This is a genomic window from Pseudomonas sp. PME37.24/025 (genome assembly GCF_055556615.1).
In genome coordinates this window covers 406,903-431,237 of the sequence record NZ_JBVHNK010000001.1, presented here as the reverse complement: position 1 = coordinate 431,237, position 24,335 = coordinate 406,903, and the positions used below count along the sequence as shown (strand labels likewise).

21 protein-coding genes are annotated in these 24,335 nt (G+C 60.1%); 12 read left to right on the top strand and 9 right to left on the bottom strand.

Going from position 1 to position 24,335, the window contains the following annotated elements; translation table 11 throughout:
• Window positions 1-192 precede the first annotated feature (192 nt).
• Window positions 193-1,125, top strand: a complete 933-nt coding sequence (locus tag ACZ3HH_RS01830; protein WP_465802441.1) for a pyridoxal-phosphate dependent enzyme — start codon at window positions 193-195, stop codon at window positions 1,123-1,125.
• A 69-nt stretch (window positions 1,126-1,194) separates the two neighbouring features.
• Here the strand turns inward: ACZ3HH_RS01830 and ACZ3HH_RS01825 are convergent, their stop codons facing one another.
• The 5 genes from ACZ3HH_RS01825 to ACZ3HH_RS01805 form a co-directional block, all read right to left on the bottom strand.
• A complete protein-coding gene (locus tag ACZ3HH_RS01825; RefSeq protein WP_008012177.1) occupies window positions 1,195-1,491 on the bottom strand; it encodes a DUF2388 domain-containing protein in 297 nt (98 codons plus the stop codon).
• A 138-nt stretch (window positions 1,492-1,629) separates the two neighbouring features.
• Window positions 1,630-2,001 carry a DUF2493 domain-containing protein gene (locus ACZ3HH_RS01820; protein WP_465802439.1) on the bottom strand — a complete coding sequence of 124 codons (372 nt, stop codon included), beginning with the start codon at window positions 1,999-2,001 and terminating at the stop codon, window positions 1,630-1,632.
• Window positions 1,989-3,644: a Na/Pi cotransporter family protein gene (locus ACZ3HH_RS01815; RefSeq protein ID WP_465802437.1), complete on the bottom strand. Its 1,656-nt coding sequence runs from the start codon at window positions 3,642-3,644 to the stop codon at window positions 1,989-1,991. Before ACZ3HH_RS01815 ends, ACZ3HH_RS01820 begins: the two co-directional genes overlap by 13 nt.
• A gap of 135 nt (window positions 3,645-3,779) precedes the next feature.
• Window positions 3,780-6,500: a magnesium-translocating P-type ATPase gene (gene mgtA / locus ACZ3HH_RS01810; protein WP_465802435.1), complete on the bottom strand. Its 2,721-nt coding sequence runs from the start codon at window positions 6,498-6,500 to the stop codon at window positions 3,780-3,782.
• A 311-nt stretch (window positions 6,501-6,811) separates the two neighbouring features.
• On the bottom strand, window positions 6,812-7,111 hold the full coding sequence (locus ACZ3HH_RS01805) for a hypothetical protein (protein ID WP_465802433.1): 300 nt from the start codon (window positions 7,109-7,111) through the stop codon (window positions 6,812-6,814).
• Window positions 7,112-7,565: 454 nt separating this feature from the next.
• Between ACZ3HH_RS01805 and ACZ3HH_RS01800 the strand changes: the two genes are divergently transcribed.
• Together ACZ3HH_RS01800 and ACZ3HH_RS01795 are read left to right on the top strand one after the other, a co-directional pair.
• Complete coding sequence (locus ACZ3HH_RS01800) at window positions 7,566-8,669, top strand: NAD(P)/FAD-dependent oxidoreductase (protein WP_465802431.1); 1,104 nt, start codon at window positions 7,566-7,568, stop codon at window positions 8,667-8,669.
• Window positions 8,670-8,818: 149 nt separating this feature from the next.
• Window positions 8,819-9,325, top strand: coding sequence for a DinB family protein (locus tag ACZ3HH_RS01795; protein WP_465802430.1), 507 nt, complete (start codon window positions 8,819-8,821; stop codon window positions 9,323-9,325).
• 196 nt (window positions 9,326-9,521) lie between these two features.
• On the opposite strand, the gene ACZ3HH_RS01790 is transcribed toward ACZ3HH_RS01795, so the two are convergent.
• Together ACZ3HH_RS01790 and ACZ3HH_RS01785 are read right to left on the bottom strand one after the other, a co-directional pair.
• On the bottom strand, window positions 9,522-10,916 hold the full coding sequence (locus tag ACZ3HH_RS01790) for a sensor histidine kinase (RefSeq protein WP_465802428.1): 1,395 nt from the start codon (window positions 10,914-10,916) through the stop codon (window positions 9,522-9,524).
• Window positions 10,894-11,577, bottom strand: coding sequence for a response regulator transcription factor (locus ACZ3HH_RS01785; protein ID WP_465802427.1), 684 nt, complete (start codon window positions 11,575-11,577; stop codon window positions 10,894-10,896). Before ACZ3HH_RS01785 ends, ACZ3HH_RS01790 begins: the two co-directional genes overlap by 23 nt.
• A 160-nt stretch (window positions 11,578-11,737) precedes the next feature.
• On the opposite strand from ACZ3HH_RS01785, the gene ACZ3HH_RS01780 reads away from it, so the two are divergent.
• Together ACZ3HH_RS01780 and ACZ3HH_RS01775 are read left to right on the top strand one after the other, a co-directional pair.
• On the top strand, window positions 11,738-12,061 hold the full coding sequence (locus tag ACZ3HH_RS01780) for a YdcA family protein (RefSeq protein ID WP_465802725.1): 324 nt from the start codon (window positions 11,738-11,740) through the stop codon (window positions 12,059-12,061).
• A 105-nt stretch (window positions 12,062-12,166) separates the two neighbouring features.
• Window positions 12,167-12,706: a hypothetical protein gene (locus tag ACZ3HH_RS01775; RefSeq protein WP_465802425.1), complete on the top strand. Its 540-nt coding sequence runs from the start codon at window positions 12,167-12,169 to the stop codon at window positions 12,704-12,706.
• 199 nt (window positions 12,707-12,905) lie between these two features.
• On the opposite strand, the gene ACZ3HH_RS01770 is transcribed toward ACZ3HH_RS01775, so the two are convergent.
• Together ACZ3HH_RS01770 and ACZ3HH_RS01765 are read right to left on the bottom strand one after the other, a co-directional pair.
• On the bottom strand, window positions 12,906-13,517 hold the full coding sequence (locus ACZ3HH_RS01770) for a glutathione S-transferase (RefSeq protein WP_465802423.1): 612 nt from the start codon (window positions 13,515-13,517) through the stop codon (window positions 12,906-12,908).
• A 109-nt stretch (window positions 13,518-13,626) separates the two neighbouring features.
• Complete coding sequence (locus tag ACZ3HH_RS01765; RefSeq protein ID WP_052966863.1) at window positions 13,627-14,547, bottom strand: MurR/RpiR family transcriptional regulator; 921 nt, start codon at window positions 14,545-14,547, stop codon at window positions 13,627-13,629.
• Between the two features lie 311 nt (window positions 14,548-14,858).
• On the opposite strand from ACZ3HH_RS01765, the gene ACZ3HH_RS01760 reads away from it, so the two are divergent.
• The 7 genes from ACZ3HH_RS01760 (at window position 14,859) to iolG (ending at window position 24,229) form a co-directional block, all read left to right on the top strand.
• Window positions 14,859-16,796: a bifunctional 5-dehydro-2-deoxygluconokinase/5-dehydro-2-deoxyphosphogluconate aldolase gene (locus ACZ3HH_RS01760; protein ID WP_465802421.1), complete on the top strand. Its 1,938-nt coding sequence runs from the start codon at window positions 14,859-14,861 to the stop codon at window positions 16,794-16,796.
• Window positions 16,797-16,998: 202 nt separating this feature from the next.
• Window positions 16,999-17,892, top strand: coding sequence for a myo-inosose-2 dehydratase (iolE, locus tag ACZ3HH_RS01755; RefSeq protein ID WP_050681562.1), 894 nt, complete (start codon window positions 16,999-17,001; stop codon window positions 17,890-17,892).
• Window positions 17,889-18,698: a 5-deoxy-glucuronate isomerase gene (gene iolB / locus ACZ3HH_RS01750; RefSeq protein WP_465802419.1), complete on the top strand. Its 810-nt coding sequence runs from the start codon at window positions 17,889-17,891 to the stop codon at window positions 18,696-18,698. Before iolE ends, iolB begins: the two co-directional genes overlap by 4 nt.
• Window positions 18,699-18,742: 44 nt before the next feature.
• Window positions 18,743-20,245 carry a CoA-acylating methylmalonate-semialdehyde dehydrogenase gene (locus ACZ3HH_RS01745; RefSeq protein WP_465802418.1) on the top strand — a complete coding sequence of 501 codons (1,503 nt, stop codon included), beginning with the start codon at window positions 18,743-18,745 and terminating at the stop codon, window positions 20,243-20,245.
• 26 nt (window positions 20,246-20,271) lie between these two features.
• The gene (locus ACZ3HH_RS01740) at window positions 20,272-21,093 is read left to right on the top strand and encodes a TIM barrel protein (protein WP_465802416.1); all 822 of its coding nucleotides are present in this window, start codon (window positions 20,272-20,274) and stop codon (window positions 21,091-21,093) included.
• A 147-nt stretch (window positions 21,094-21,240) separates the two neighbouring features.
• Window positions 21,241-23,172, top strand: coding sequence for a 3D-(3,5/4)-trihydroxycyclohexane-1,2-dione acylhydrolase (decyclizing) (gene iolD / locus ACZ3HH_RS01735; RefSeq protein WP_465802414.1), 1,932 nt, complete (start codon window positions 21,241-21,243; stop codon window positions 23,170-23,172).
• 31 nt (window positions 23,173-23,203) lie between these two features.
• A complete protein-coding gene (gene iolG / locus ACZ3HH_RS01730) occupies window positions 23,204-24,229 on the top strand; it encodes a bifunctional inositol 2-dehydrogenase/D-chiro-inositol 1-dehydrogenase (RefSeq protein WP_465802413.1) in 1,026 nt (341 codons plus the stop codon).
• The last annotated feature ends 106 nt before the right edge of the window (window positions 24,230-24,335 follow it).

Sequence of the window (24,335 nt, the reverse complement as noted above, 5' to 3'; positions counted from 1 at the left end):
TCAAAAATCAAAAGATCGCAGCCTGCGGCAGCTCCTGCGCGGTTGTTCGGTCATTCGACGCAGTGCCGTGTGATCGCCAGGACGGTAGCCGGGGGGCTGGGTGAACTAAGCTTTGGATAAGGACGATTCTATCTATTGACTCCCGGCACGTTGCAAATCTCGACGAGCCGGGAGCGCCACAAGGAGCACACGATGCTTCACATCAGAACGCCCCTGATTCTGCACCCGGGCCTGTCGACCCCGGCCCGGCGAATCTGGCTCAAGCTGGAAAACCTGCAACCCAGCGGCTCGTTCAAACTGCGCGGCATGGGGCTGCTGTGCAGTCAGGCAGCGGAGCAGGGCAAGCGCAAAGTGGTCTGTCCTTCCGGTGGTAACGCTGGGTTGGCCACCGCCGTGGCCGCCGCCAGCCTTGGGCTTAAAGCTTGCATCGTGGTACCGAACACCACCCCGCAAACCACCCGCGACAGGATCAGGAAAACCGGTGCCGAAGTGATCGTCCACGGCAAGGTCTGGGACGAAGCCAATCAACGGGCGAAAGAACTCGCAAAGGGTGCGGACACCGAATACGTGCCAGCCTTCGATCATCCGGTGCTGTGGGAAGGGCACAGCACGATGGTCGATGAAATCCTCGAGGACTGTCCTCAGGTCGATGTGTTGGTGACGTCGGTGGGCGGCGGCGGTTTGCTGGCGGGCCTGCTCACTGGATTGATCCGTCATCAGCGCATGGATTGTCGAATCGTTGCTTGCGAAACCCAGGGCGCAGCGTCTTTCGCGGCCGCCGTGAGTGCAGGTCACCCGGTCAGATTGCCGCGCATCGATACCGTCGCCACGTCACTTGGCGCTGCGCAAGTTGCGGCCTGGCCGGTGCAGCACATCCTCGACTTTGCGCACGAATGCGTGGTGCTCAGCGATGATGAGGCGATCATGGGTGTGGTTCGTTACGCCAACGACCTGCGTCAGTTGGTCGAGCCGGCGTGCGGCGTTTCATTGGCGATAGCGTACCTGGACCATCCAGCGATTGCCGAGGCCCATGATGTGGTGATTGTGGTGTGCGGCGGTGTCAGCATCAGCGCGCAATTAGTCGCCGGCTGGGCGCGCCTGTCCGCGGGGGCGCAAGCAACCTAGGGCCCGAACACTATCTGGTGTTGCGAGCCCCACGGCTGACTTTTACAGGTTTTAGCGACCGATTGGACCTTATTGAGCGAGGATCGCTTTTGCCAAGTCCTCATCGCTTGCCTTGAGGTCGGGATGATTTTGTCGAATTTCCTTCAACACCGACTCCAGATAAACGCCGCGAATCGTACCGCCACTCGCCACGAAGCTAGAGGCATCATCCCGTGCTGGAATCACGATTTTGTCATCCTTGAACGTCGAGTACAGCGATGCGGAGACCCCAGCCGAAGTGGCGACATCTTTTGCATCTACATCGGCCATGGCCGAACCAACGGGCAAACAAAGCACTAGTGAAGATATGAGCAACAGACGGCGCATGACGGCGTCCTCCGAAAGCGTAAAGGAAGTAACACATAATTTAGGATGCCTGACGGTGCTCAGGAGTTCCCTGCCGATTCGATATATGCACAGGCATCCGCTCAGAACCGCACGGTTGCTCCGGTCGTCAGCCATTGATCATGCTCGCCCGTCAGATCGCGTTGACATCGAAACCGATAAGGTTTGCAAACCGGCCGCCCGGGCTTGGGCGACCAGTTCTTCGGTGTCTTCGCCGCCGGGCAGGGCGATCACTACGTCCGGTCGGCTGTCGAGCAGCATGAAGTGGTTGCGCAGGCGTTCGGCTGACTTGCCGTGCCGCTGCCAATTGGGTGGGTAGCGCACGATGTCGGCGCCTTGTTCCCTGGCCCACTCTTCTATTTCGCCGCCCAGAAAGCGGTTACCGCCATGAATCAGCACGTGCACCGGGTGCATGCGCTGGAAGGCGTCGAGTACTCGTCGGCACAGACGTTTATCGGCGTAATGACGCCCGGCACAGATCAGCAGGCGCATGACGGGTTTTCCTTTACCGGGACGATGTTCTCGATCGATCGCTCACCGGCACGTTCGAGCAGCGGATACGCCAGCGCGGCGATGTGGTGATGCATGCGTCGGTAGTCACGCAGCACCCGCTGGAAAATATCGCCGGATTCCGCCCAGGTATTTTTGTCTTCCTGCAACTGGCGAAAGTGCTCGTGGCTGGCTTCTGCTTCGAGTCTTCTGACAGTCTCTTTGCGTTGGATCAATTGGTGCGCGGTGGCGATGTCTTCGCGCAGGAACACGGTGATCGCCAGGCTCAAACTTTCAAGCAGGGCATCGTGCAGCGGGGCGATGTTGCCCAGTTCGAAGGCCGAGAACTGTTCACCCCGGCGCAAGCGGCGCATGGCCAACTGCGCGAGGCTGCTGGAAAGAATGTCCGCGGCATGTTCGAGGTTGATCACGAACGTGAGGATTTCCTGGGAGCGGTCGGCGTCGCTGTCACTGATGCCTTCCTTGCCGATGTCGGCCAGATAAGCCCGAATCGCCGCGCTGAGCAGGTCCAGGGATTGATCGATGCGCCGCACTTCATCGGCGCAGGCCGGTAGCGATGTGTGGAACAACTGGAGCATCCGGCCGAGCATGGCCGAGAGCATGTCTGCCATGCGCAAGGCTTCGCGGGCGGCATTCGACAAGCCGATGTTGGCCACTTCCAGACCGGCCTCATCCAGGTACTGCGGCATGCCAGGGTCGACATCTCGCTCAGGCGCCGGCAGCCATCGGGTGAGGGCATTGGCGAGCACATCGGTCAGGCCGATGAACACCAACCCCAGCAGCAGATTGAAACCGGTGTGCAGGCACACCACCAGCGTCGAGGGCGAGAGCGGCGCCTGAGCGAGCAATCCGGCAAACGGTAAGACCGCCAGGGCACCGCCCGCCCGCACCAGCAGATTGCCCAGCGGCAGGCGTCGGCCGACACTCGAACCGGCATTGATGACCGAAGGCAGCGCACCGCCGATGTTCACCCCCAATACCAGCGCGACAATCGTGCTGGCCGAGAGCATGCCGGTCGCGGCCAACGAGACGATCAGCAGCACCACGGCCACGCTGGAGTGGCAGAGCCAGGTGAGGATCAGCGCCACTAGCAGTGCAATCAGCAGGTCGCCATCGAGGCTCTGCATGATGAGCTGGAAGATTGGCGTGCTTTCGACTTCCGCCAGCGTCGAACCGAGCATGTGCAGGGCCAGCAGCATCAGCCCCAGGCCGATCAGCGCGCAACCGACGCTTTCGTAGCGCGAGTCATCACGCAGTCGAAAGACGATCAGCCCCGCCAGCAACACAATGGGTGTGAGCATCGACACATCGGCGCTGAGCAGTTGCACCACCAGGGTTGAACCAATGTTGGCGCCGAGCATCACCGCCAATGCCGGCGCCAGTCCCAGCGTCCCGGCAGCGGTAAACGAAGTCGCCATCAGGCTGACGGCAGTGCTGCTTTGCAGGACGCCGGTGATGCCGATGCCGGACAGCAAAGCCATCCAGCGGTTATTCAGGTTGTGGCCCAGCCACTGACGCAATGGCGTGCCGAAGCCGCGCAACAGCGCCGAAGAAATCATATGAGTGCCCCACAGCAACAGGGCGATGGAGCCTGCGAGGTTGATCAGTAGAGTAGTTCCCGACATGAGGACTCTCCCTTTTTGCATACTGCATTTATTGACGGCCCGGGAGCCGGAGGGATGGTGCGGTAAACACGAAACCTGTGGGAGCGGTGTTCAATCCATTAGGACTTGCCCACTCACCACAGGGCGTTCAGGCCATCAGAACCATTGCTTGAAGCGACGGATGTAGAGGGTTTTCATGACCTGCGCGAACACGCAGTAGCTGAGCAACGTACCCACCAGCCATGGGAAGTACGCCCACGGCAGCGGTTGCAGACCGACCAGCGTGCCCAGTGGCGAGAACGGAATGTAGATGCCCAGCACCATCACCAGCCCGGTCATCAGGATCACCGGCAACGCGGCGGTGCTCTGGAAGAACGGGATTTTCTGGGTGCGCAGCATATGCACCACCAAGGTCTGGGACAGCAGCCCTTCAATAAACCAGCCAGACTGGAACAGGCCCTGCATTTCCACGCTGTTGGCGGCGAACACGTACCACATCAGGGCGAAGGTGGTGATGTCGAAGACCGACGAGGTCGGCCCGATCCACAGCATGAAACGGCCGATGTTCTTCGCATCCCACTTGCGCGGCTTGCGCAGGAATTCCTTGTCCATCTTGTCCCACGGCAGCGCCAGCTGAGAGAGGTCGTACATGAGGTTTTGCAGCAGCAAGTGGATCGACAGCATCGGCAGGAACGGAATGAATGCACTGGCCACCAGCACCGAGAACACGTTGCCGAAGTTGGAACTGGCGGTCATGTTCAGGTACTTCATGATATTGCCGAAGGTTTCGCGGCCCTTGAGCACGCCTTCTTCGAGCACCATCAGGCTCTTTTCCAGGAGGATGATGTCGGCCGATTCCTTGGCGATGTCGGTGCCGCTGTCGACCGAGATGCCGACGTCGGCATCGCGCAGGGCAGGGGCGTCGTTGATGCCGTCACCGAGGAAGCCCACGGTGTGACCGTTGGCCTGCAACGCCTTGAGCACCCGGGATTTCTGCAGTGGCGTCAGCTTGGCGAACACCGTGCGTTCCTCGACCCGCACCTTGAGGGTGGCATCATCCATATTCTCGATGTCTTGGCCGAGCAGCGGCGTGCCGGGTTCCAGGCCGACTTCGCGGCAGATCTTGCAGGTCACCACGGCGTTGTCGCCGGTCAGCACCTTGACGGTCACGCCCATATCGCGCAGCGCGGCAATCGCCGGGCCGGCGGTTTCCTTCGGTGGATCGAGGAAGGTCAGGAAACCGCGAATCACCAGCTCGCGTTCGTCAGTGGTTGCGTACTGGTTTTTTGTCTGTGCCTTCGGGATCTCGCGGGTAGCGACCAACAACACCCGGAAACCGTCCTGGTTGTACTCAAAGGCCCGCGCCAGCAGCGCATGGCGACGTTGATCATCCAACGCCACGATCGTGCCGTTTTCATTGACGTGGCTGGCGATGGTCAGCATTTCCTCGACCGCGCCTTTGCACACCATCAGGTGATCGTCGCGGGTGTCCTTGACGATGATCGACAGGCGTCGACGCACGAAGTCGAACGGCAGTTCATCGACCTTGATGTAGGCGAACGGCACGCGGAATGTCGCGTTGCGATTGGCGAACTGCACCACCGCCTGATCCATCAGGTTTTTCAGGCCGCTCTGGTGATGGCTGTTGAGCCAGGCCAGCTCCAGCAGCGAATCGTCGCGTTGACCATTGATGTCGACGTGGTGCTCAAGAATGATCTTGTCCTGGGTCAGGGTGCCGGTCTTGTCGGTGCACAGCACGTCCATCGAACCGAAGTTCTGAATCGCATTGAGGCGCTTGACCACCACTTTGCGCTTGGCCATGGCCATGGCGCCTTTGGCCAGGTTGGCGCTGACAATCATCGGCAGCATTTCCGGGGTCAGGCCGACCGCCACTGCCAGTGCAAACAGGAGCGCATCGCTCCAGTCACCTTTGGAGAAGCCGTTGAGCAGGAATACGATCGGCACCATGACCAGCATGAAACGGATCAGCAGCCAGCTGACGCTGTTCACCCCACGGTCGAACGCGGTTTGCACCCGCGAGCCGACAATGGCTTTGGCCAGTGAGCCGAAGTAGGTGCGCGAACCGGTAGCGACCACCACCGCTTTGGCGGTACCGCTGACCACGTTGGTGCCCATGAAGCAGATGTTCGACAGGTCGAGCAGGTTGGATTGATCGGCTGCGCTGCCGGTCGCTGACTTCTGCGCCACGTCCCCCAGCGTGTCGTACTTCTCGACGGGCAAGGCTTCGCCGGTCAGCACGGCCTGACTGATGAACAGGTCGCGGGATTCGATCAGGCGGATGTCCGCCGGGATCATGTCGCCAGCGCTGAGCTGCACGATGTCGCCGGCCACCAGTTCGCGCATAGGCACTTCGCGCAGCACTGGCGGGCGGTCCTTTTGCTGGCGACGCAGGACGGTGGCAGTGGTGCGCACCATAGCCTTGAGGGTTTCGGCGGACTTGGCCGAGCGGTATTCCTGCCAGAACCGCAACAGGCTGCTCAGGCTGACCATGGTCATGATGATAATGACCTTGGTCAGGTCGGCGTCGTCGCCTTCACCCTGGCTGATCGGCAGCCAGTAGTCGGTGAAAAAACTGATGCCTGCCAGGGTCAGCAGTACATAGATGAAGGGATTGTTCAGGGCTTTGAGCAGTTGGACGATGGCGTGAGGCGGCTTGTCGTGGGCGACTTCGTTGTGACCCCCGCGAGCCAGACGGCCTTCAGCTTCGAGCTCGGTCAAACCGTCAGCGGTGGCGTTGAGGTTGGTGAGGGTTACGGCCAGGCCGTTTTGCGCTTCCCGGGCGGCACGCATCGACAGCTTGGCGTTGTCGCTGGAGGCGCCCCGGGTGGTTTTCTTTGCGGTGTTTACAAGGGTCATTGCTGTGCTCCTGCCGCAGGCTTGCGGCACGACACACAGGTACTCAGCTAATCAAAGACGAGCGCACGTATGTCGAGCCGCAAATAAGCGATCGAGTCGGATGATTGTGTTTTGATGTTTTAACGTTCGCTGTCCATCAACTAACACGTGACAGGCAGCGAACCGACTACTGGCTTCGTCCATAACTAATTCCAATAAAACTTGTTTTTAACAGGCAATAAGAAGTTGTCGGATTTCGTTTTAAGAAAGCCGTTCAGGAAGGACTTTGGAAGCTCCTTGAAATCAAAAGCTCCTTAAAATAAAAAGCGCCTTCAAATCAATTGAAAGTGCGCGCCCCGGTACAGGCCGAGCATCAGGCTCGCCTGCTGGAAGAGGCGCGCGATGCGCCGACTCGGTGGGTCCTGGCTTTCGTCGAAGCTCCAGCGTTGCTGAAGCCGGCCCGTTGTCGGGCAGACGCGCCAGTTGGCACGAGGTTGTGCCTTGGCGTGGGCAGAAGGGGCGGAAAACGGGGCGCTGGGCCGAGTCGTCAACAGACGCTCACGGCAACGCTTGACCCGCATGGTCGATGCAAAGGCGCGTACGCCTGGCATTACAGTGGTTTTGAAGTTCATAACATGCCTCTGGGCCGGACTGATTCCGGTGAGGCAAGTTACGGTGGAGCCTCAGGCTCTAGCGCAGCTCACCCGACCGAAAAGTCGAGTCCCGTCATTGTCTGGGTTATGTGCCAGATCCTGCATCTCTGCAGTCATCCGACAGCGACTAGATACTGTGTCCATTGGATTCTTTTGTGAGTTGATAAAAGGCCGTTGTTACCGGCCCGGGCAATGTACTGAGCGAGGCGAGTCAAGTCAATCGTAAAAGTGCACTTAATGGCCGGTTAAACGGGGTTCGGTTATTGAAGTATGCAGTGGTTCAGCTAATTGACAGTTAGTTGTCGTTTTGATGACTGTTGGATGGAACGGACCGCATGCAACCCGTGATGGGATCTTCGTGGTCATGCTGGCGATAATCTCCAGCGTGGTCGATTATCGGGAGCAAGGGATGGGTTGAATGTGTGGAGGGCAGGTGAGCGTCGATATCGAATGCGTGGTGGTCGGGGCCGGTGTGGTCGGGCTGGCGGTGGCCAGGGCGCTGGCCCGGACCGGGCGAGAAGTGATTCTGGTCGAGGCGGGCGAGGGGATTGGCGTGGGCATCAGTTCGCGCAACTCGGAAGTGATCCACGCCGGCATCTATTACCCGAGTGGCAGTCTCAAGGCGCAGTTGTGCGTGGAGGGCAGGCAACGGCTGTACGCCTTCTGCGATGAGCGCGGCGTCGATTACCAGCGTCTCGGCAAGCTGATCGTGGCCACCGATGACCACCAACGCCATGCCTTGCAGGCATTGCTGGAGCAGGGCCGGCGCAACGGTGTCGATGACCTGCAATGGCTGGATGCCGGGCAGGCGCAGGCGTTTGAACCGGCATTGTCCTGCGTCGCCGCGCTCTGGTCGCCGTCCACCGGCATCGTCGATTCCCATGCCCTGATGCTGGCGCTTCAGGCAGATGCTGAAGCGTGCGGGACTTCGATAGCCTTTCACACACCATTGGAATCGGCCCGTTGCACCGGGCACGGTTTCGAGCTGCACATGGGCGGCGCTCAGCCGATGACGTTGAGCTGTCGTCAGTTGATCAACTGCGCGGGATTGTCCGCGCCTGACGTGGCGAGCCGGATCGAAGGCTTGCCAGCGCAGCACGTGCCCAAGGCCTGGCTGTGCAAGGGCAGCTATTTCAGTTTCAGCGGACCGGCACCGTTCCGGCATCTGGTTTACCCGGCACCGGAAAGCGCCGGGCTGGGTGTGCACATGACCCTGGACCTGGGCGGTCAGGCGCGTTTCGGGCCGGATGTCGAATGGGTCGAGCACGTCGATTATCGCGTCGATTCCCGCCGCAGCGAAAGTTTCTATCAGGCGATCCGGCGTTACTGGCCGGCGTTGCCCGATGACAGCCTGCAACCGGCCTACAGCGGCATTCGCCCGAAAATAAGCGGGCCGAGCGAGCCGGCCAGCGACTTCGTTATCAGCGGTCCGGATGTGCATGGTGTGCAGGGATTGGTCAACTTGTTCGGCATCGAATCTCCGGGGTTGACCAGTTGCCTGGCGCTGGCCGACCGGGTGGTGCAGCGTTTGTCTTGATTTAATTCGCGACGACATCCTGTAACCGCCGGCGCTATGTGGGAGCGGCTACAAGGTCGCGTAGGGCGTGACCGATGATCAGTGTCTGCGATGCCATTCACCGCGAGGGCTATTCTTGGCAATGCGCCCATCCTCATGGGAGACCTCTGATGATCAACGTACGCACTGCCCGCATGCTCGCCGATTACAGGCGCTGGGCCGATCAGCGACTCTTCGACAGCCTCATGGCGCTGCCACCGGAAGAGCTCAACCGCAAACGGGTGTCGGTGTTCCACAACATCATTGGCACCTTGAACCACATCTACGTGGTGGACTGCATCTGGCAAGCGCATCTGGAGGGCCGAGGGCACGACTTCAAAACCTCCCATGACCTGCTCCATACCGAACTCCCCGAGCTGCGAATGGCGCAACAGGAGATCGATCAATGGTTCTGTGGATGGACCTCGGCACAGACCGACGACTCGCTGGATAAACCCATCGAATTCACCTCCGTCTCGGGGGAAAGCGGGATCATGAGCGCCGGCGCGATGCTGTTGCATGTGGTCAACCACGCCAGTTATCACCGAGGCTGGGTGGTCCAGATGTACGTCGAGATTCCGGCCCTGCCGCCGATCACTGATCTGCCGGTGTTTCTGCGCGAAGTGCCGGAGTACTGAATCGAGTTTCCCGGCCCAAGCAAATCCCCTGTGGGAGCGACCTGTGGTGAGGGGGCTTGCCCCCGTTGGGCTGCGAAGCAGCCCCAAAATCTCTGATGTACCAAAGATCTTGTGAGTGCTGCGCACTCAAACGGGGGCAAGCCCCCGCGCCACAAGCCCGCTCCCACAGGTTATGTGTCAGTTCAGGAGATTTGGGTCAGGCCTGAGGAATCAAATTCTGCCGGCAATCGAGTACCAACAGCGCGCCACCCAATTCGCTGCTGCCGACTTCCAGCGTAAACCCATGCAGGCTGACAATCGCCGCGACGATCGACAGGCCCAGTCCGAAACCGCTTTGCGGGTTACCGCCCTCGGCGCGATAGAAACGCTGAAACACCGCCTCACGTTCGGCCAGCGCAATGCCGGGGCCGGAGTCGAGTACTTCGATTCGTGTATGCCCGGCGTCATTCATCCCACGTAAAATCACCTTGCCACCCGGCGGCGTGAACTTGATCGAGTTGCTCAGCAAATTCGCCACGGCTTCGAACAGCAGCGCCCGGTCGCCGTTGAGTTGGGGCAGGGACTCGGGCAGTTGCAGTTCAAAGGTCAGTTCGCCTTCTTCCGCCAGCGGCAGATAAAAGTCATGCAACTCTTGCAGCAACGGCACCGGGTCCAGTTGCACGAAACCCGAACGGCGCTGGCGATCCTCCAGCTCGGAAATTCGCAACAGTCCACGAAAACGCGCCATCAAGGTATCGGCTTCGCCGAGTACCGAATCCAGTTGCACGGCCAGTGGCGAACCGTCATCGGCCTGCTGCTGAATCCGGTACAGCTGCGCCCGCAGGCGCGTCAGGGGTGTGCGCAGGTCATGGGCGATGTTGTCGCACACGCCCTTGACCTCGTTCATCAAGCGCTCGATGCGTTCGAGCATGGCGTTGACGATGGCGGCGAGCATGTCCAGCTCGTCACGGCGGTTGGACAGCGGCAGGCGTCGGGTCAGGTCTCCTGCGACGATAGCTTCGGCACTGGCCTGGATTGCCCGGATCCGCCGCAGCGGTCGCCGTCTCAATAAATGCCAGCCGGCGATGCCGGGCAGAATGGTCAGCGACACGCCCCACAGCAGCGCGTGCAGGATGATCCGGGTCACGGCAAACAGCGAACCGTTGTCCCGCACCAGCATCAGCCAGCGCCCGTCGAGGGTCCGGGTCGCCACGGCGTCGCAACTGTCGGCGGGCAGGGTCGGGTCGTCGGCATCGACGCAGTCGCTGAGGATGTGAATCTTGCCGTCCAGCGGCAGGCCTTGGGGGATCTGGCGCAAGGGGCCGCTGAGGTAGCGCTGCTGGTCATCGAACAGGCCATAGGCATCGATGCCGCGAATGTCGAAGGTCACGCTGGCGGCGAGGGCGTCCTCCAGTTGTTCGCCCTGGAAGCGTGAAAACAGATGCTGACGTTGCATCAGCGAATGCTTGGCCAGGGTGTCCAGGTAGCTGGACACCTCGTAATACATGACCCCCATGAGAATCCCGCTCCAGGCCACGAACAGCGAACTGTAGAGCGCCAGCAAGCGGCTGCTGGAGGAGCGCCAGCCTTTAGAGGGGTTCAGCAATGACATAACCCGAGCCTCGCACCGTCCGAATCAGTGGGACTTTACCTGGCGGGTCGATCTTTTTGCGCAGACGGCCGATGTGCACGTCGATCAGGTTGGTGCCAGGGTCGAAGTGATAACCCCAGACCTCTTCGAAAATCATCATCCTCGACAGAATTTGCCCGGTGTTGCGCATCAGAAATTCCAGCAACTTGTACTCGGTGGGCAACAGCGTCAGCAACTGGCCGTCGCGGCTGGCTTCGTGGCTGATCAGGTTCAGCTCCAGATCGGCCACGCACAATGTGGTGGCCTGGGCGGTCACGGTGTTTTGCCGGCGCAGCAAGACTTCGACCCGGGCGGCCATTTCATCGGTGGCGAATGGTTTGGTCAGGTAATCGTCGCCGCCGGCGCGCAGGCCGCGAACCCGTTCATCGACATCGGAGAGGGCGCTGATCATCAGGATCGGCGTGGCCACGCCCATGGTGCGCAGGGTGGTGACAATCGCCAGACCATCGAGCTCCGGCAGCATGCGATCGAGGGTGATCAGGTCGTAGTCACCGCTGACCGCGCGCGCAAGACCTTCACGGCCATTGTCGACCCAATCCACGTCGAGGCCGTGGCTACTCAGTTCGGCGACGATTTCCCGGGCGGTCACAGCGTCGTCTTCGATGGTCAAGATGCGGGTCATAGGGCTTGCCTGATAATCGGTTCAATACAAAGTGGGCTCATTTTGCCAAGAATTACGCGCGGCTTTTTAAATTAACTTTCATGTTGCCTCGTGAGCCTGGCTGGAACGTTGATATCATCCGGCCATAACTCTAAAGGGAAGCTGCACTGTGCGCACTTTAATGGTTCGTGGCTGGATGCCGATGTTTTTGCTGTTGTTGTGCATGTTCGGCTCCTCCGCCTGGGCTGCCAACACGCCATGTTCGGGGAAGAAGGGCGGCATCGATCGTTGCGACGGCGATCTGTTCCTGTGCAATGACGGCTCCATCAGTGGTTCGAAGAAAAGTTGCTCGGCGATGTTTGGCAGTAAAGACCAAGCGCGACCGCAGACGCTGCTGCAGGATGCCGATGGCTGCGCCTGCGGCACCGGTACGTTTTGCACCGGGCCAAGAGGCGGGGTGTATTGCCTGACACCCAGCGGCAACAAGAGTTACAAGCGCAAGTAATTCGTTTGCGTTTTGCTTTTAGAGCGCCGACGCAGCGAGAATCGTTCCCGCAGCAGCACATCCGCTCCCACTTCTAATTTGGTGTTGCCTGACAGGAGAAATACCTTGAACAAAAAGGAAAGCAAACGGCAACTGGTGGCGATGCTCGAAAGCGGGCATTCGAAGACCGAAATTTTCAAGACGCTGTCCGGCGGGGAGGTCAAGGATCGGGTGCTGGCATACTGGATAGGTGCTTATGCTGACCCCGCGCTGTGTCAGCGGCACTCCGGCAAGATCAAGACATTACTTTTCCTGACGATTGCTCAAGCGTTGCTCGGTGCAGTCCTCGGGTTCTTCCTCGGCTCGATGATCGGGCCAGGTGCCGCCGTGTTTTTCACTCTGTTTGCCGCCGTGGTGCCGCTGCTGTTCGCCTGGGGTTTTTATAAGAACGCTGCGCAGGCCTATACGATTTACGTGATTCTGTCCCTGAGCCAGTTTCCGCGAATGTTCCAGGGGTTTGAGGAGGATCCGCTGCTGACGCTCGTCGGTGCCGGGATCACCTTGGGCATGGTGTTTTTTGTCGCTTACCTCAAAACGCTGTTGTTCCCGGATCTGGGGTTTCTGGGTTCGAAGAAAGTCAAAGGGCACTACGTGTTTTCCAGCTGATAACCGAAGCCGAGCGCGGGGCGGATCGGTTTAGAGGTGGTGCGTGAACCTGATTTGAAGAAAATGGCCTGAGGACGCTATCGCGAGCAGGCTCGCTCCCACAGGGGTTCTGTGTCGGATACAGAAATATGCGGCCGATGGAGATCAAATTGTGGGAACGAGCCTGCTCGCGATGGGATCGGTACTGTCGACGCAATTCTCAATCGATCGGCGTACCGACAAACACCTCAAGCCCCTCGGCATACGCCGTGAACGCGCTGATCCGCGGAAACTGCGCAGCCTCCACCTGATCCGGCACCACCAGGTTGGTAAAGCTCCAGGCCACCGCCAGGGTTATCCCGTCTTGCGCAATCGAACCGTCGGTCTTCAGCGGCTGTTTTTCCAACTCTCGCTCCAGCGCCGAATACGCCGCGGCCAATTGCCCTTCGACCCGTTCCACCCAGGGCGCGTACTGAATCTGCGCTGGTCGCAGGTTGCGTTCGTAGTAAAGCTGCACCGACTTTTCGCACGCTGCCAACGCCAGGCCGATCAGCCGCAGCGAGCGCAGGCGTTGCTCCAGATTGTTGGGTATCAGGCTTTTACCCGGCGCGGCCAGAGCCTCCAGGTAGTCGATGATCAGCGTCGAATCCATCAACACCTCGCCATCATCCAGCACCAGTGTCGGCGCCTTCACCACCGGGTTGATCTGCTGGAACTGCTCGAAGTTTCTGAACACCGAAACCGACTCGTGCTCCAGCGGTATGCCCAGGCATTTGGCGGAAATGGCGACGCGCCGCACGTAGGGCGAATCCAGCATGCCGATCAGTTTCATTGAGCCTCTCCTTCAGACAGTCCTTGGGGATGGACAACCTTAGCTGAGGTTCAGCGACCTGCAAACGGCTTCGCGCTAATCCTCAAAGGCTATCGCTAATCCTCGAAGGCTAATCCTCAAAGCCTACCTGCTCATGAATCTCATCGACCTTCAATTCCAGCCGATAAGCCACGGCGATAAACAGCGCCTGGCACAGGCACAAAGTCGCACTCAACGAGCGGAAGGCAAACGAACTGCCCTCGTTGACCAGCAGCACGGTGTTGGCGCGCTTGGCCAACGGCGAGAGGTTGCTGTCGGTGATGATCAGGGTTTTCGCCTGATTGTGCTGGGCGATGCGCAGGCAGTGCTGGGTTTCCTTGCCGTAGGGCGTGAAGCTGATAGCGATCACCAGGTCATTGGCGCGCACGCTGCGCATCTGCTCGCGGTAACTGCCGCCAAGGCCCGACACTAAGTGGATGCGCTTGTTGGTGTGTTGCAGGTTGTAGACCAGGTAATCGGCCACCGCGAACGAGCGGCGCACCCCGACCACGTAGATGTTGTCGGCATTCACCACCAAATCTACGGCTTTATCGAAGGCTTGATCATCGAGTTCCAGCCCCAGCCGTTCGATGCCCGACAGGGTGGCGTTGATGCATTCGCGCGCCAGATCGCCGCCGCTGGCCTTCTGCGACTTGTTGGCGATCATGCTGCGGATGCGTTGCTGGTAGTTCTGCACCGGTGTGGTTTTGTGGGTGTAGGCCTCGCGGAACAGCGCCTGCATTTCGCTGAAACCACTGAAGCCGAAACGTTGGGAAAACCGCACGATGGCCGACGGGTGCACTTCGCATTCACGGGCGATGTCGCTGATGCGGTCGACCATGATCCGGTCGCTCTGCTGGCTCATGTAGCTGGCGATGCGTTTGAGCTGGCGCGGCAGGCTTTCGTATTCATCGGTGATCAGCTGCAACAAACGCTCGGCATTGATCGGAGGGCTGGCGAGATCGCTGTCGGGCGTACTCTCGGTCGTAGCCGGCTGATCGGTGCGGGACATAAGGAATCCTTCTGGCTTGTGCTTATAGAGATGACAGGTCGCGTCATCCCCTGACAATAGGTTGGCTGTGCGCAGTCTACAGGGTAGGCCGGAATAAAATCTTGAGCTTGCGCCCGCCTCGGGGTCTGCTGAAACGATGCACTGTGTCTGGAACGCTTGTGTGAAAGTTTATTGGAAAAAATATTCCACGTAAAAAATATTTAGAATAATTATTGATTGTTCGGTCCCGGTCGTTTTAGTCTGCATCCACCAAGAGTGTTCGGCGCCTTCATCGCCCCGAACGCAGGCTGATAAAAATAACAGGAGCCAGCATGGGCCAGACTCGTTTTGCCAGTGGGCGTCAATTGGATCTGATTTGCCTGGGGCGCCTTGGCGTCGACCTCTATGCGCAGCAAGTCGGGGCGCGGCTGGAGGATGTGAGCAGCTTCGCCAAATACCTCGGCGGTTCGTCCGCCAACATCGCCTTCGGCACCGCTCGGCTGGGCCTGAAATCGGCGATGCTGAGCCGGGTAGGGGACGACCATATGGGCCGCTTCCTCGTTGAATCCCTGACCCGCGAAGGCTGTGACGTCAGCGGCATCAAGGTCGATCCGGAACGCCTGACCGCCATGGTCCTGCTGGGCCTCAAGGATCGTGAAACCTTTCCTTTGGTCTTCTACCGCGAAAACTGCGCCGACATGGCGTTGCGGGCTGAAGACATCAGCGAATCTTTCATTGCCTCCAGCAAAGCCTTGCTGATCACCGGCACCCATTTCTCCACCGACGGCGTCTACAAGGCGAGCATCCAGGCGCTGGATTACGCCGAGAAGCACAACGTCAAACGGGTGCTGGACATCGACTATCGCCCGGTGCTCTGGGGCCTGGCCGGCAAGGCGGACGGCGAAACCCGGTTCGTCGCCGATCAGAACGTCAGCCAGCACGTGCAGAAAATTCTCCCCCGTTTCGATCTGATCGTTGGCACTGAAGAAGAGTTTTTGATCGCCGGTGGTTCCGAGGATTTGCTCACCGCGTTGCGCAACGTCCGGCAACTGAGCGCGGCGACATTAGTGGTCAAGCTCGGCCCGCAAGGTTGCACGGTGATTCACGGGGCGATCCCGGCGCATCTCGAAGATGGAGCGATCTATCCCGGCGTGCGCGTCGAAGTGCTGAATGTGCTGGGCGCCGGCGATGCCTTCATGTCGGGTTTCCTCAGCGGTTGGCTGGAGGACGCCAGCGACGAACGCTGCTGCCAGTTGGCCAATGCCTGCGGCGGGTTGGTGGTGTCGCGCCATGCCTGCGCTCCGGCGATGCCGACCCGCGCCGAACTCGACTATCTATTCAACAGCCCGGTGCCGATCACCCGGCCGGATCAGGACGCCGTGTTGCAGCGTCTGCATCAAGTCAGCGTGCCGCGCAAACAGTGGAAGCAACTGTTCATCTTCGCCTTCGACCATCGCGGGCAACTGGTAGAGCTGGCCCACAAGGGCGGGCGCGACCTGAGCGCTATCTGCGAACTCAAACAACTCTTTATCAAAGCCGTGGAGCGGGTCGAAGCGGATTTGCGTGAGCAGGGCGTCGACGCCGATGTCGGCTTGCTGGCGGATCAACGCTTCGGTCAGGACTCGCTGAACGCTGCCACCGGTCGCGGCTGGTGGGTGGCACGGCCGGTGGAAGTGCAGGGTTCGCGGCCATTGGCGTTCGAGCACGGGCGCTCGATCGGCAGCAACCTGATCGCCTGGCCGCATGAGCAGATCATCAAATGCCTGGTGCAATTCCATCCCGACGACGAGCCGCTGCTGCGTCTGGAGCAGGAGGCGCAGATCAAAGGTTTGTATCAGGCCTCCCAGGTCAGCGGTCATGAACTGCTGCTGGAAATCATTCCGCCCAAGGATCACCCGTCGACGCATCCAGACGTGCTGTATCGCGCGCTCAAACGCCTCTACAACCTGGGCATCTACCCGGCGTGGTGGAAGATCGAAGCGCAAAGCGCCGAGGAATGGAAACAGCTCGACGAACTGATTCAAGAACGCGATCCGTATTGCCGTGGCGTGGTGCTGCTGGGCCTGAACGCCCCGGCGGCGGCGTTGGCCGAAGGGTTTCAGCAAGCCAGCCAGAGCCAGACCTGCCGAGGTTTTGCCGTAGGCCGGACGATTTTCCAGGAACCTAGCCGCGCGTGGATGGCCGGTGAAATCGACGACGAAACGCTGATCCGCCAGGTGCAGGGCACGTTCGTCGAATTGATCGACGCCTGGCGCACGGCCCGCGCTTGAACAAACTGGCTGATTGATCGGGCTTTTGTGGCGAGGGAGCTTGCTCCCGCTGGACTGCGAAGCAGTCCCAAATCAACCGGCCCGGTGTATCAGGTAAACCGCATTTACAGGTTTGCGACTGCTTCGCAGCCGAGCGGGAGCAAGCTCCCTCGCCACAGGTGATCGGTTGAACATTTTAGTAAAAACAATAAAAGGTGCAGCCATGCCCGCTATCCGAATTGGCATCAACCCGATCTCCTGGAGCAACGACGACTTGCCGTCCCTCGGTGGCGAGACGCCGTTGAGCACCGCCCTCAGCGAAGGCAAGGAAATCGGCTACGAAGGCTTCGAACTCAACGGCAAATTCCCCAAGGATGCCAAAGGCGTCGGCGACGTGCTGCGGCCCTACGACCTGGCGCTGGTCTCCGGCTGGTATTCCAGCCGTCTGGCCCGCCGTTCCGTGGCCGAGGAAATCGACGCCATCGCCAGCCATGTCGAGCTGCTGGCGAAGAATGGCGCCAAGGTGCTGGTCTATGGCGAAGTCGCTGACTCGATTCAAGGCCAGCGCATTCCCTTGGTCGAGCGCCCGCGTTTCCACACCGAGCAGGCCTGGCAGGAATACGCCGACAAACTCACCGAACTGGCACGCTTCACCCTGTCCCAGGGCGTACGTTTGGCGTATCACCACCACATGGGCGCCTATGTCGAATCCCCGGCGGACATCGACAAACTGATGGCGTTGACCGGCAGTGAAGTCGGCCTGCTGTTCGATTCGGGCCACTGCTACATGGGCGGCGGTGAACCCTTGCAGGTGCTGCGCAAACACATCGAACGCATCTGCCACGTGCATTTCAAGGACGTGCGCAAACCGGTGGTGCAACTGGCGCGCAACAACCTGTGGAGCTTCCCGGACTGCATCATCAACGGCACCTTCACCGTGCCCGGTGATGGCGACATCGACTTCGGCGCCTTGCTCGACGTGCTGCTGGGCGCCGATTACCACGGCTGGCTGGTGGTCGAGGCCGAACAGGATCCGGCGGTGGCACCGAGTTACGTCTATGCCAAAAAAGGCTACGACACCTTACGTGCTCTGCTCAACGAGAGGACCGCGCGATGAGCCTGTTGGTCAAAAGCAATGCACGCGGGCGAACCATGGTTGAGTTGGGGCAAGGGGAGCTGGAATACGTCGGTTTCGCCGCTTACCGCCTGAGCCTCGGCGAAACCCTGCCGGTGTCGGCCGGTGATAAAGAACTGTGTCTGGTGCTGCTCAGCGGTCGGGTCAGCATCAAAGGCGAAGCGCCGGGGCAGGGTGCGTTCGATTGGGACAACATCGGTGATCGCCAATCGGTGTTTGAAGACAAATCGCCGTTCGCCGCGTACTTGCCACCGGGCAGTCAGGCGCAAGTGATGGCATTGAGCGACGTGCAAATCGCCGTTTGCGCCGCACCCGGTTCGACCGCCGAAAACCTCGGTCCACGGCTGATCAAGCCCGACAGCATGAAACGCAGCGTGCGCGGCAAGGGCGCCAACACCCGTTACGTCTGCGACATCCTGCCAGACACCGAGCCAGCCCATTCGCTGTTGGTGGTGGAAGTGCGTACGCCGTCCGGGCACTCGTCGAGCTACCCGCCGCACAAGCACGACACCGACGACCTGCCGCACCAGAGCTTTCTCGAAGAAACCTATTACCACCAGATCAACCCGCCTCAAGGGTTCGTATTCCAGCGGGTCTACACCGACGATCGCAGCATTGATCAGGCCATGGCCGTGGAAAACAGCGACCTGGTGGTCGTGCCCAAGGGCTATCACCCGGTCAGCGTGCCCTACGGCTACGAGTCGTATTACCTGAACGTGATGGCCGGCCCGAAACGCGTCTGGCAGTTCCATAACGATCCGCAGCACAGCTGGTTGCTGGATCTTTGAATTGAAAAGCCTGAATTCCCACATTCGAACGGAGAACAAGAACAATGAGCGACGCCCAGGTAATAGGCCATTACATCGACGGTCAGGTACAAGACAGCGGCAGCGAGCGGTTCAGCAATGTCTTCAATCCGGCCACCGGTAGCGTTCAGGCGCGAGTCGGGCTGGCCAGTCAGAAAACCGTGGACGATGCCGTCGCCTCAGCCCTGAAGGCGTTCCCGGCGTGGTCCGAGCAATCGTCCCTGCGCCGTTCGCGGGTGATGTTCAAGTTCAAGGAACTGCTCGACCGTCATTACAACGAACTGGCGGAAATCATCAGCCGCGAACACGGCAAGGTGTTCTCGGACGCCAAGGGCGAAGTGACTCGCGGCATCGAAATCGTCGAGTACGCCTGCGGTGCGCCGAACCTGCTGAAAACCGAGTTCAGCGACAACATTGGCGGCGGCATCGACAACTGGAACCTGCGCCAGCCGTTGGGCGTTTGTGCCGGCGTAACCCCGTTCAACTTCCCGGTGATGGTGCCGCTGTGGATGATTCCGATCGCGCTGGTCACCGGTAACTGCTTCATCCTCAAACCCTCAGAACGCGACCCGTCGGCCAGTTTGTTGATGGCGAAATTATTGACCGAAGCCGGGTTGCCGGACGGTGTGTTCAACGTGGTTCAGGGTGACAAGACCGCGGTCGACGCCTTGCTGCAACACCCGGACATCGAGGCGATTTCCTTTGTCGGTTCGACGCCGATTGCCGAATACATCCACCAGCAAGCGACCTCCCGCGGCAAACGCGTACAGGCGCTGGGCGGGGCGAAGAACCACATGATCGTCATGCCCGATGCCGATCTGGATCAAGCGGCGGATGCCTTGATCGGCGCCGCATACGGTTCGGCCGGTGAGCGCTGCATGGCGATTTCGATTGCCGTGGCCGTCGGTGATGTCGGCGACCAACTGATTGCCAAACTGCTGCCGCGCATCGATCAACTGAAAGTCGGCAACGGCATGCAGAGTGACAGCGACATGGGGCCGCTGGTGACCGCCGAGCACAAAGCCAAGGTCGAAGGCTTTATCGGCGAAGGCGTGGCCCAAGGCGCGCAGCTGATTGTCGACGGGCGCAACTTCAAGGTGCCGGGCGCCGAGAACGGCTTCTTCGTCGGTGCGACGCTGTTCGATAACGTCACGACCGAGATGAGCATTTACCAGCAAGAGATTTTCGGCCCGGTGCTGGGCATCGTGCGCGTGCCGGATTTCGCCAGCGCCGTGGCGCTGATCAACGCTCATGAGTTCGGCAACGGCGTGTCGTGTTTTACCAGCGACGGCGGCATTGCTCGCTCGTTTGCCCGCAACATCAAGGTTGGCATGGTCGGCATCAACGTGCCGATTCCGGTACCGATGGCCTGGCACTCGTTCGGCGGCTGGAAGCGCTCGCTGTTCGGTGATCACCACGCTTACGGTGAAGAAGGCATTCGCTTCTACAGCCGCTACAAAAGCGTGATGCAGCGCTGGCCTGACAGCATCGCCAAGGGCCCTGAATTCAGCATGCCGACTGCCAAATAATTCACTTGTGCGGAGAACAACAAAAAATGAGCAAACCCCTGCGTTTCGCCCTGAACCGTATGGTCGCCCCACGTTTGTCCCTGCCCGCGTTCATCGAGTTGGCGGTGACCCTCAAGGCCGATGCCATCGAGATTCGCAACGACCTCAAGGGCGTCGAGATCGAGGACGGCACCGCGCCCGAACACGTCCGTGAGCTGTGCGCGGCCAAAGGCATCACCGTGCTGTCGATCAACGCGCTGTATCCGTTCGATGTCTGGAATGACGAGCGCCGTGCACACGCGCTGAAACTCGCCGCTTATGCCCGTGATTGCGGCGCGCAGGGTTTGGTCATGTGCCCGTTGAACGACCGTGCTGATCCACGTACCGAGGCACAACGTGCTGCTGGGTTGCGCACGGCGCTGAGTGAACTGGCGCCGATCCTGCGTGATCACGGCATCCTCGGTTTCATCGAGCCGCTGGGTTTCGAAGAATGCTCGCTGCGGCGCAAACGCACCGCAGTCGATGCAATCAAGGCCATCGGTGGGCTGGATGTGTTCCGTCTGGTGCATGACACCTTTCACCATCACCTGGCCAGCGAACATGAGTTCTTCCCCGAGCTGACCGGGCTGGTGCACATTTCCGGCGTCGAAGATGCCGAGGCGCCGCTGGCGACTATCCGCGACGGCCACCGGGTGCTGGTGGGCGAGGGCGACATCCTCGGCAACGCGGCGCAGATCGAAACCTTGCTCGCTACTGGCTATAGCGGTTACTTGTCGTTCGAACCGTTCGCCGACAGCGTCCATGGCCTGGCGGATATCCAGACGGCGATTGGCGCGAGCATGGATCACCTGCAGAAATCCCTGGCCTGACAACGTTTTCGGGCTGATGGAGATCAACTGTGGGAGCGAGCCTGCTCGCGATGAGGGCGGCACATTCAACATTGATAGCGCCTGATTAACCGCAATCGCGAGCAGGCTCGCTCCCACAGGGTTTCTTCACGTATTGAAGGATCGGACATGACCACAACAAGACTGACCATGGCCCAGGCCCTGGTGAAATTCCTCGATAACCAGTACATCGAGGTCGATGGGGTTCAGAGCAAATTCGTCGCCGGGATCTTTACCATTTTCGGCCACGGCAATGTGCTGGGTCTGGGGCAAGCCCTGGAGCAGGACAGCGGCGACCTGATCGTTCATCAGGGGCGCAACGAGCAAGGCATGGCCCACGCCGCCATCGGTTTTGCCAAGCAACACTTGCGGCGCAAGATCTACGCCTGTTCTTCATCGGTGGGCCCGGGTGCGGCGAACATGCTGACCGCTGCCGCGACGGCCACCGCCAACCGTATTCCCTTGCTGCTGTTGCCCGGCGACGTTTATGCGTGCCGCCAACCGGACCCGGTGCTGCAACAGATCGAGCAGTTCCACGACCTGAGCATCAGCACCAACGATGCGTTCAAGGCCGTGAGTAAATATTGGGACCGGATCAACCGTCCCGAGCAACTGATGACCGCGGCGATCCACGCCATGCGCGTGCTCACCGACCCCGCCGAAACCGGCGCGGTGACCCTGGCCTTGCCGCAAGACGTACAGGCCGAGGCTTACGACTATCCCGATTACTTCCTGCAAAAACGCGTGCACCGCATCGAGCGCCGCCCGGCCACCGAAGCGATGCTCGGTGATGCTGTGGCCCTGTTCAAAGGCAAGCGCAAGCCGCTGATCATCTGCGGCGGTGGGGTCAGATACTCGGGCGCCAACGCGGTATTGCAAGCCTTTGCCGAGCGCTTCGATATTCCCTTCGCCGAAACCCAGGCCGGCAAAAGCGCGGTGGTGTCCAGCCATCCGCTGAACGTCGGCGGCATCGGTGAAACCGGTTGTCTGGCCGCGAATCTGTTGGCCAAGGATGCTGATTTGATCATCGGCGTCGGCACTCGCTACAGCGATTTCACCACCGCGTCGAAATCCTTGTTCAAACACCCGGACGTGCAATTCCTTAACCTCAATATCAGCCCTTGCGATGCCCTGAAACTCGACGGCGTACAGCTGCTGGCGGACGCCAAAGCCGGCTTGAGCGCCCTGGCCGATGTGCTGGGCGATTATCGATCCAGCTGGGGCGATCAAACCCGCCAAGCCAAGGCGCAGCTGGATGAGGAAGTGGATCGCATCTATCAGGTCGAGTACCAGACCCAGGATTTCGTCCCGGAAATCAACGACCACATGGACCCGGCGGTGCTGCGCGAATTTATCGAACTGACTGGTTCCTGCCTGACCCAGAGCCGGGTACTCGGGGTGCTCAATGAAACCCTGGCCGATGACGCCGTGATCGTCGCCGCCGCCGGCAGTCTGCCCGGTGACTTGCAGCGCAGTTGGCGCAGCAAGGGCGTGAACACCTATCACGTCGAGTACGGATATTCCTGCATGGGTTACGAGGTCAACGCTGCGCTGGGCGTGAAACTCGCCGAGCCTGAGCGCGAGGTCTACGCACTGGTGGGTGACGGCTCCTACATGATGCTGCACTCGGAACTGGCGACCTCGATCCAGGAGCGACGCAAGATCAACGTGGTGCTGCTGGACAACATGACCTTCGGCTGCATCAACAACCTGCAAATGGAACACGGCATGGACAGCTTCGGCACCGAGTTCCGTTTCCGTAATCCGCAAACAGGCAAGCTCGATGGCGGCTTCGTGCCGGTGGATTTCGCCATGAGCGCGGCGGCTTACGGCTGCAAGACTTACAAAGTGAACACCGTTGAAGAGTTGCAAGCTGCGTTGGCGGATGCGCGGTTGCAGACGGTGTCGACGCTGATCGACATCAAGGTCCTGCCCAAAACCATGATTCACAAATACCTGTCGTGGTGGCGGGTCGGCGTTGCGCAAGTCTCCACCAGCGCCCGCACCGATGCGGTGGCCAAGACCCTCAACGAACGACTGGCCAAGGCCCGTCAATACTGATTGCCCTGAACGAACCCACAGGAGTGTTTATATGTCTTTGCTTTCCAATTCGTTGCGGATCGGCGTCATCGGCACCGGGGCCATCGGCCAGGACCATATCCGTCGTTGCAGCCAGACCTTGCTCAATAGCCAGGTCGTCGCGGTCACCGACATCAATCTGCAGCAAGCGGCCAAGGTCGTTTCCGATCTGAAACTGACTGCCGAGGTCTATCCCGACGGTCATGCGCTGATCAAGGCACCGGAAGTCGAAGCGATCCTCGTGACCTCCTGGGGCCCGAGCCACGAAGAGTTCGTGCTGGCCGCGATTGCCGCCGGCAAACCGGTGTTTTGCGAGAAGCCGCTGGCGGTCACCGCCGAAGGCTGCCGCAAGATCGTCGAGGCTGAAGTGGCCCACGGCAAACGGCTGGTGCAGGTCGGTTTCATGCGCCCGTACGATGAAGGGTATCGGGCGTTGAAAGCAGTGATCGACAGCGGCCAGATCGGCGAACCGTTGATGCTGCATTGCGCCCACCGCAACCCGACCGTGGGTGAAAACTACAAGACCGACATGGCGATCACCGACACGCTGATCCATGAGCTGGACGTGTTGCGCTGGTTGCTCGACGACGATTATGTGTCGGTGCAAGTGGTGTTCCCGCGCAAGACCAGCAAGGCCCACGCCCATTTGAAAGACCCGCAGATCGTGCTGCTGGAAACCGCCAAGGGCACGCGCATCGATGTGGAAGTGTTCGTCAACTGCCAGTACGGCTACGACATCCAGTGCGAAGTGGTGGGGGAGACCGGCATCGCCAAACTGCCGGAACCGTCGCAGGTACAAATGCGCAGCGGAGCGAAATTGTCCAATGCGATTCTGATGGACTGGAAGGACCGTTTCATCGCCGCGTATGACGTCGAATTGCAGGCGTTTATTGATGGTGTGCGGGCCGGGCAGGTCGGTGGGCCGTCGGCGTGGGATGGTTTCGCCGCCGCCGTCGCTGCGGATGCCTGCATCGAGGCACAGAACAGCGGGGCGATCGTCAAAGTCGGCCTGCCAGACCGCCCCCGCTTCTACGGCTAACCCCGATCCCCTGTGGGAGCGAGCCTGCTCGCGATTGCGATCTGACAGTCACATTGATGTTGGATGTGCTGTCGTCATCGTGAGCAGGCTCGCTCCCACAGGAGTG

Coding starts and splice junctions, on each gene's coding strand:
- ACZ3HH_RS01785 (WP_465802427.1), bottom strand. CDS start 11,577: ATGACCCGCATCTTGACCATCGAAGACGACGCTGTGACCGCCCGGGAA.
- ACZ3HH_RS01770 (WP_465802423.1), bottom strand. CDS start 13,517: ATGAAACTGATCGGCATGCTGGATTCGCCCTACGTGCGGCGCGTCGCC.
- ACZ3HH_RS01790 (WP_465802428.1), bottom strand. CDS start 10,916: ATGTCATTGCTGAACCCCTCTAAAGGCTGGCGCTCCTCCAGCAGCCGC.
- ACZ3HH_RS01830 (WP_465802441.1), top strand. CDS start 193: ATGCTTCACATCAGAACGCCCCTGATTCTGCACCCGGGCCTGTCGACC.
- iolE (WP_050681562.1), top strand. CDS start 16,999: ATGCCCGCTATCCGAATTGGCATCAACCCGATCTCCTGGAGCAACGAC.
- iolD (WP_465802414.1), top strand. CDS start 21,241: ATGACCACAACAAGACTGACCATGGCCCAGGCCCTGGTGAAATTCCTC.
- ACZ3HH_RS01805 (WP_465802433.1), bottom strand. CDS start 7,111: ATGAACTTCAAAACCACTGTAATGCCAGGCGTACGCGCCTTTGCATCG.
- ACZ3HH_RS01765 (WP_052966863.1), bottom strand. CDS start 14,547: ATGTCCCGCACCGATCAGCCGGCTACGACCGAGAGTACGCCCGACAGC.
- ACZ3HH_RS01815 (WP_465802437.1), bottom strand. CDS start 3,644: ATGTCGGGAACTACTCTACTGATCAACCTCGCAGGCTCCATCGCCCTG.
- ACZ3HH_RS01780 (WP_465802725.1), top strand. CDS start 11,738: ATGGTTCGTGGCTGGATGCCGATGTTTTTGCTGTTGTTGTGCATGTTC.
- mgtA (WP_465802435.1), bottom strand. CDS start 6,500: ATGACCCTTGTAAACACCGCAAAGAAAACCACCCGGGGCGCCTCCAGC.
- ACZ3HH_RS01820 (WP_465802439.1), bottom strand. CDS start 2,001: ATGCGCCTGCTGATCTGTGCCGGGCGTCATTACGCCGATAAACGTCTG.
- ACZ3HH_RS01825 (WP_008012177.1), bottom strand. CDS start 1,491: ATGCGCCGTCTGTTGCTCATATCTTCACTAGTGCTTTGTTTGCCCGTT.
- ACZ3HH_RS01760 (WP_465802421.1), top strand. CDS start 14,859: ATGGGCCAGACTCGTTTTGCCAGTGGGCGTCAATTGGATCTGATTTGC.
- iolG (WP_465802413.1), top strand. CDS start 23,204: ATGTCTTTGCTTTCCAATTCGTTGCGGATCGGCGTCATCGGCACCGGG.
- ACZ3HH_RS01740 (WP_465802416.1), top strand. CDS start 20,272: ATGAGCAAACCCCTGCGTTTCGCCCTGAACCGTATGGTCGCCCCACGT.
- ACZ3HH_RS01745 (WP_465802418.1), top strand. CDS start 18,743: ATGAGCGACGCCCAGGTAATAGGCCATTACATCGACGGTCAGGTACAA.
- ACZ3HH_RS01795 (WP_465802430.1), top strand. CDS start 8,819: ATGATCAACGTACGCACTGCCCGCATGCTCGCCGATTACAGGCGCTGG.
- iolB (WP_465802419.1), top strand. CDS start 17,889: ATGAGCCTGTTGGTCAAAAGCAATGCACGCGGGCGAACCATGGTTGAG.